The sequence below is a fragment of the Neisseria sp. P0022.S010 genome, assembly GCF_051956635.1.
The window spans coordinates 1-3,347 of record NZ_JBQCXF010000331.1; the positions used below are offsets into that span (position 1 = coordinate 1).

A 3,347-nucleotide genomic window follows, 5' to 3' on the forward strand; every position below is an offset into this window, starting at 1 on the left:
GGCAAATCCCTTACAATACGCCCCTAAAATTTTGAAAGAACACAAGAATCATGGAAGCCGAAGTAATCAACCAGCTTAACAACACCCTAAACGACTTGGAGAAGCGCAGCGAAGACATCCGCGTCTATATGGACTATCAAGGCAAAAAAGACCGCCTTGAAGAAGTCGTCGGCCTCTCCGAAGATCCGGAACTCTGGAACGACCCCAAACGCGCCCAAGAAATCGGCAAAGAGCGCAAAATCCTCGAAGGCATCGTGGTGACCCTCGACAACATCGCCACAGGTATCGAAGACAACCGAATGCTGATCGAAATGGCCGTCGAAGAAAACGACGAAGAAGGTTTCGCCGCCGTGCAGGAAGATGTGGCCGGCTTGGAAAAACAAATGGCCGACCTCGAATTCAAACGAATGTTCAACCAGCCTGCCGACCCGAACAACTGCTTTATCGACATTACCGCAGGCGCAGGCGGTACCGAAGCCGAAGATTGGGCGGGCATGCTGTTCCGCATGTACAGCCGCTACGCCGAGCGTAAAGGCTTCAAAATCGAAATCCTCGAAGAAGACGACGGCGAAATCGCAGGCATCAACCGCGCCACCATCCGCGTGGAAGGCGAATACGCCTACGGCCTGCTGCGTACCGAAACCGGCGTTCACCGCCTGGTTCGCTATTCGCCGTTTGACTCCAACAACAAACGCCATACGTCTTTTTCATCCGTGTTCGTGTACCCCGAAATCGACGATTCCATCGAAATCGAAATCAACCCGGCCGACTTGCGCATCGACACTTACCGTGCATCCGGTGCCGGCGGTCAGCACATTAACAAAACCGACTCCGCCGTGCGTATTACCCACGAGCCGACAGGGATTGTGGTGCAATGTCAAAACGACCGTTCGCAACACGCCAACAAAGCCGCCGCGATGGAAATGTTGAAATCCAAACTGTACGAATTGGAAATGCGCAAACGCAACGAAGAGAAACAGGCGTTGGAAGAAGGCAAGTCCGATGTGGGTTGGGGCAGCCAAATCCGTTCGTACGTCTTGGACTCCTCGCGCATTAAAGACTTGCGCACAGGCTACGAAGTCGGCAACACCAAAGCCGTATTGGACGGCGACTTGGACGGCTTCATCGAAGCCAGCCTGAAACAAGGTGTGTAAACCGTAAGAGATAAACAGGCCGTCTGAAAGATTTCAGACGGCCTGTTTGTTAGTAACTATACCTACGACTACTGAAAAAATTAAATTGAAAAAAAAATCTAAATCTATAAAATATAGAAACGGAAATAAAAGTCCGTGTATCTGAAAACTTAAGTATAGAATGGAGCAATAATGGCAAATAATCAGACAGGCAACAGTAACCCAAACTGGCCAAGCAAAACAGGTAATCCGTCAGGCGGCGGACGTGGTAACAATCCCCCGTCAGGTAGCGGAAAATCTGGTGGGGGCAAAAAATAAACAATTTCTTTAAGCCCTACTTTTTTAAGTAGGGCTTTATTTTATCTGTTATTTGTATCACATAGTTTTCAGGCAGCCTGAAACTACTCTAAAGTTTTATCAGCCTAAATGGAATACCGAACGCAGTAAATATATCCGTTTTCGGCCACATGAAAAATACAATATAGAAAATCTAAAAATTAATGGGTTTTTGAATATGTAGGGCATGACGGAGATGGCCGCGATATCCTTGTTATGTAGCTATTGAGTTCTTTTTAGATACGAATCTTAATCTTTCTGTAAAAATATGCTTTTTAATGTTTTGCAAATGCAAAGATTGGCGGTAATATATGGCTTCCATAAAAATGATTGGTAGGTATAACAGGCCGTCTGAAGCCTAAGTCTGTCTAATATATAGGAGAACTCATAATGTCCGGTCAAAAGCCGTCTTCTGCCGAGAAAACCTTCTTCGGCCATCCTTTGCAATTATCCACCCTATTCCATATTGAGCTGTGGGAACGTTTTTCCTTCTACGGTATGCAGGGCATCCTGTTGATTTATCTGTATTACGCCGCGAATCAAGGCGGTTTGGGTATGGATAAAGCCTTGGCCGGCGGCATTGTCGGCGCGTACGGCGGCAGCGTTTACCTGTCCACCATTCTCGGTGCGTGGTTGGCCGACCGCATTTGGGGCTCGGAACGTACCCTGTTTATCGCCGGTATCGTCGTGATGACCGGTCATATTTTATTGGCGATTGTGCCGGGCTTGATGGGATTGCTGTTGGGCTTGGTGTTTATCGCGCTGGGCAGCGGCGGCGTGAAATCGTCTGCCAGTTCGATGGTCGGTTCTTTGTATGAACGGGACGATCTGCGCGAATTGCGCGATGCCGGTTTCTCCATTTTCTATATTTCCATCAATATCGGTGGTTTCTTAGGCCCTTTGTTGACCGGTATTTTGCAAGACCGCATGGGTTTTCATTATGGCTTTGGCGCGGCGGCCGTCGGTATGGCATTTGGCCTGCTGTGGTATTCACGTGGCCGTAAAGACCTGCCGCATACGCCGGTTCCCAATCCGTTGCGCCCTGAAAAGGTACAGACTGCAATAGCTGTCGGCGTGTTGCTGGTTTTGGTGTTGGGCAGCGTGATTGCTTCCGGTGCGCTCAATCTTGAAAACTTCTCCCGCTGGCTCTTGGGCGTGGTCATTATCACCGTTATCGCTTATTTTGCACGCCTGCTGGGAAGCAGCCAGGTTGAGGCTGCTAATAAACGTTACATTATGGCCTATATTCCGCTGTTTTTGACCATTTGTATGTTCTGGGCGGTTTGGTTTCAGGTGTACACCGTTGCAACGGTTTATTTCGACGAAACGGTTGACCGTACTTTCTTCGGCTTTACTGTGCCTGTTTCATGGAAAGACTCGATACAGGCCATGTGGGTGGTTCTCTTCTCCGGCGTGATGGCGGCGGTGTGGACGAAAATGGGCAAGCGCCAACCTAAAACGCCGTTGAAGTTTGCGCTGGCCATGTTGGTAACCGGCGTCTCCTATTTGTGTTTCATCCCGTATATTTCATCCGAAACCCCGATGCCGATTATCGTGTTTATGCTGGTGTTGCTGGCGATTACGATAGGCGAGTTGATGCTGTCGCCGATTTCGCTGTCGTTTTCCACCAAAATCGCACCGAGCATGTTTAAAACACAAATGGTTGCGTTGAATTTTTTGGCATTGTCTATCGGCTTTACCTTGGGCGGAGTGTTGTTTAAAGACTACTACAATGCTCAGTCGCCATTGGATTTCTACTGGATGCTGGCCACCATCGGCGCAGTAACCTGCGGTATCCTGCTGGTACTCGCCCCGGTATTGAACCGCATGCTCAAAGGTGTCGATTGATTTTTCTATTTAAATGAATGTGATGTACAC

General features: G+C 48.7%; 2 protein-coding genes. Both read left to right on the forward strand.

All coding sequences use genetic code 11. The annotated features are described in order from the left end of the window. Nucleotides 1–50: 50 nt before the first annotated feature. A complete protein-coding gene (gene prfB / locus ACTHUT_RS16240; RefSeq protein ID WP_003681666.1) occupies nucleotides 51–1,154 on the forward strand; it encodes a peptide chain release factor 2 in 1,104 nt (367 codons plus the stop codon). 705 nt (nucleotides 1,155–1,859) lie between these two features. Next, nucleotides 1,860–3,317: an oligopeptide:H+ symporter gene (locus ACTHUT_RS16245; protein WP_440419071.1), complete on the forward strand. Its 1,458-nt coding sequence runs from the start codon at nucleotides 1,860–1,862 to the stop codon at nucleotides 3,315–3,317. Nucleotides 3,318–3,347 lie beyond the last annotated feature (30 nt).